Origin of the sequence: Actomonas spartinae, assembly GCF_051209155.1 — a bacterium.
Classification (GTDB): domain Bacteria; phylum Verrucomicrobiota; class Verrucomicrobiia; order Opitutales; family Opitutaceae; genus Actomonas.
Genome location: NZ_JBPJGB010000011.1, coordinates 1 through 2,684 on the forward strand (window position 1 = coordinate 1; position 2,684 = coordinate 2,684).

The window sequence follows — 2,684 nt, forward strand, 5'->3', positions numbered from 1 at the left end:
TCCGAAGTTCATGTTCGTGAGTTCATCGAGATCACGAAAGAGCACATCCATGCCTCCCGAAACCAAGAAAGAGGCTAACCAATCGCCGGAGACAAGGCCGACAAGTCGGCCTGTCTCAGCTTAGACGATCGGCGGAAGATCTAACATGATCGCACTGTTTTTCCCGAAGAAGATCGGCCGCGTCGCGTATCTCATTCGCATGGTCATCTTCATTCTTCTCGCTGCCCCCGTTTCGCTCGAAATGGCGAGGGTTGAAGAGGAAGATTACGTTCCATCACTGTCCCTACTCTTAGTTTCCGTCGCTGCCCTGATATTTTGGTTCATGTATATCGTTCGGCCTCGCTGCCGGGACTGCGGTTGGTCGCCTTTGATAGCGATAATCTCTTTCGTGCCGTTTCTGAATCTGTGCCTTTGGATCGCGCTCTTGTTTCCGAGCAGCATCCGCGCCGAAGACGAGAAAGGGCCGATCCAGCCACCGCAGCCAACGCGGGCCAAAGACCCGCGCGGCTGAGTTAAATCGTTAGTCTAAGTATTCCTGCTTTCGATCGTTTACCTGTGGAGTGAAAGCCCCCGTCGCACTTCTTTTCGCCTTCGCCGCAGTTCATTCGCTGTGTGCAATGGTCTACGTAGATTCGAAAGTCCTGACCTCCGAGGAGTTTAAGGCGATGGGGGTCACCATCGAGAGGCTTCCGGCACCCGAGACTGCTCACGATCTTCGCATTCGCGTTACCGTGAATCCGATGACCGGTCCCGGTAAGTATCGAGGCGCGGATCTGGTGGTTTACGACCGTGCGCTAGATGAGAGTTTCACTAGCAGCGAAGGACTCAGGGTTGGAGTGCGGGACGCCAAGCGCTGGTCGAAAGTCGTCAGAAATGAGGATTCCGGTGCGACCATCATTACCTTCATCGTTTCTCCCTCGGAAGTGCCATGTGGCTATATCTCGATTCACTACAGTGACCTCCCCCCCCGAGATGGCATTCCCGTAGTCTCCGGGAACTACTACTTTCTGATATCGGAGATGACCAAAGAGACTAACAAGCCAGTGGAGACAACTCCGGTTAGTGCTCCGCACTGACCTCCGTGCCTCACTTTAGACGTTGGGCAACCACCATGGTGCGTGACGAAGCAGTTTGGAGATTTCCTCGTGAACGTCTGATGGGCGACACGCTGTATCTTTGCACTCGAACGTCAGGATTGCTGAGACAGCGGAAAGTCTTCGGTGCACGGCTTCAGTGCCAGGAGCTCCTGCTTCCGGACATCAATCTCGGATTCGAGGAAGAGAGACCAGTGAGGCCGGAGATCCATCTTGGTCTGAAGCTCTCGCGCTACGACCATGCGGCCCTCAGTGGGAAGCGCTTTGATCGAGCGTCCCTCGACATCGATGAGTCGGAAGAGTCGGTATTTCTGTTCGGAGCACACAATCCGATCGATACACTTTGGCTCTCATTTAGCGCCGTCGATGGTAGCTTGTCGGCAGAGGTTCACGTTCGGTTTGATTTCGAGCATGAGGGCCGAATCGGCGGTGTTTTTGAGCACACATTGCGCGCGCGAGTTGCGATAGAAAATCGGTCATGAGAAAACAGCCCAACCAACCAGTGGAGACAACTCCGGTCAGTGCTCCGCACTGACCTCCGCGTCTCACTTCAAACGATGGGCAAACGCAGGTCACATTATCCGTCTCCTTGGCTCACATTGGGCATCTGGCTTTTGTTTCTTTTTGCGGGGGCAATGTTCGCGATAAACGTCGTTCTTGCCGCCATCGGTCGAGAGTTCTGGGGTGCCGGAGCATTTGCGTTGGCGACTGCGCTTTTCCTCTTTCTCGCGAAAAAGACTAGGCAAGAAATTCGATTCTAATTGAGGACGGAAAAAAGAAATAGGCCCATCCATCCACCGCAGCCAACGTCGGGCTTCGCCCGCCGCGGCTGAGTTCAATCGTTCGGTAGAAGATGAAGCGCGCGATACTTATTCTCCTGTTTACGGTCTCCGCGTTTGCCCAATCGGAGGACGCCGAGCTTTCGAATCGCGCGACTGCCATTTCAGCGGGATATCGGAAAGGCGATGCTTCCGCGTTTCATGAGCACACTCACCCCGACCTCATCAGGAAGATTCGCACGCTGATGGTGAATCGTCTCGGGGCTGAGTTTTCATTCGCCCCCGAGAAAGTTGATTCAGCCGAGTCCGTCGCGGCGCTGAGTGATGACGAGATTCTAGATTGCTACGTGGCATTCGTGTCCAAGATCACCGCGTTTGCTCCGGGCATCTCTGCTGAGTGGAGCTATCCTTCAGCGGAGACTTCGATCACGGGAGATCACGCCACGGTAGCAGTCGCCGAGCACGTCGATGCGACTCGCAGCGCTGGCGGAAAGAAGATGTCCACGACGAGCGTTCGTGAGGTCACGTTCGTGAAGGAAGACGGGCGCTGGTTCTTTTTATCCGATCCCGCGACGAAGATTCACGTCGATTTCCAACTCGGAATTCACGAATGAAGAAATTACCGAACCAGCCAGTCGAGCCAACGAGCCACAGCGCTCCGCGCTGTGACTCGCGGCTCACTTGAAACGTTAGACAATGAATATTCCGGAGGAAGTGCGTGACGCAGACGGCGGAGAGCCGGAAGCAATCTGCCGCGAGAGCCGCCTGCGAACGATCCGCTATCATGTCACTGCCGAGGGAATCGCATGTC

At 55.0% G+C, this 2,684-nt stretch carries 4 protein-coding genes; all 4 read left to right on the forward strand.

Features of this window, described 5'->3' with window-relative positions:
* The first annotated feature begins 145 nt into the window (after positions 1-145).
* On the forward strand, positions 146-511 hold the full coding sequence (locus AC0MRV_RS20815; protein ID WP_472766451.1) for a DUF805 domain-containing protein: 366 nt from the start codon (positions 146-148) through the stop codon (positions 509-511).
* A 49-nt stretch (positions 512-560) separates the two neighbouring features.
* Positions 561-1,076: a hypothetical protein gene (locus AC0MRV_RS20820; protein ID WP_472766452.1), complete on the forward strand. Its 516-nt coding sequence runs from the start codon at positions 561-563 to the stop codon at positions 1,074-1,076.
* 35 nt (positions 1,077-1,111) lie between these two features.
* Positions 1,112-1,576, forward strand: coding sequence for a hypothetical protein (locus AC0MRV_RS20825; RefSeq protein ID WP_472766453.1), 465 nt, complete (start codon positions 1,112-1,114; stop codon positions 1,574-1,576).
* Between the two features lie 371 nt (positions 1,577-1,947).
* A complete protein-coding gene (locus tag AC0MRV_RS20830; RefSeq protein WP_472766454.1) occupies positions 1,948-2,487 on the forward strand; it encodes a hypothetical protein in 540 nt (179 codons plus the stop codon).
* The last annotated feature ends 197 nt before the right edge of the window (positions 2,488-2,684 follow it).

Coding starts and splice junctions, on each gene's coding strand:
- AC0MRV_RS20815 (WP_472766451.1), top strand. CDS start 146: ATGATCGCACTGTTTTTCCCGAAGAAGATCGGCCGCGTCGCGTATCTC.
- AC0MRV_RS20830 (WP_472766454.1), top strand. CDS start 1,948: ATGAAGCGCGCGATACTTATTCTCCTGTTTACGGTCTCCGCGTTTGCC.
- AC0MRV_RS20825 (WP_472766453.1), top strand. CDS start 1,112: ATGGTGCGTGACGAAGCAGTTTGGAGATTTCCTCGTGAACGTCTGATG.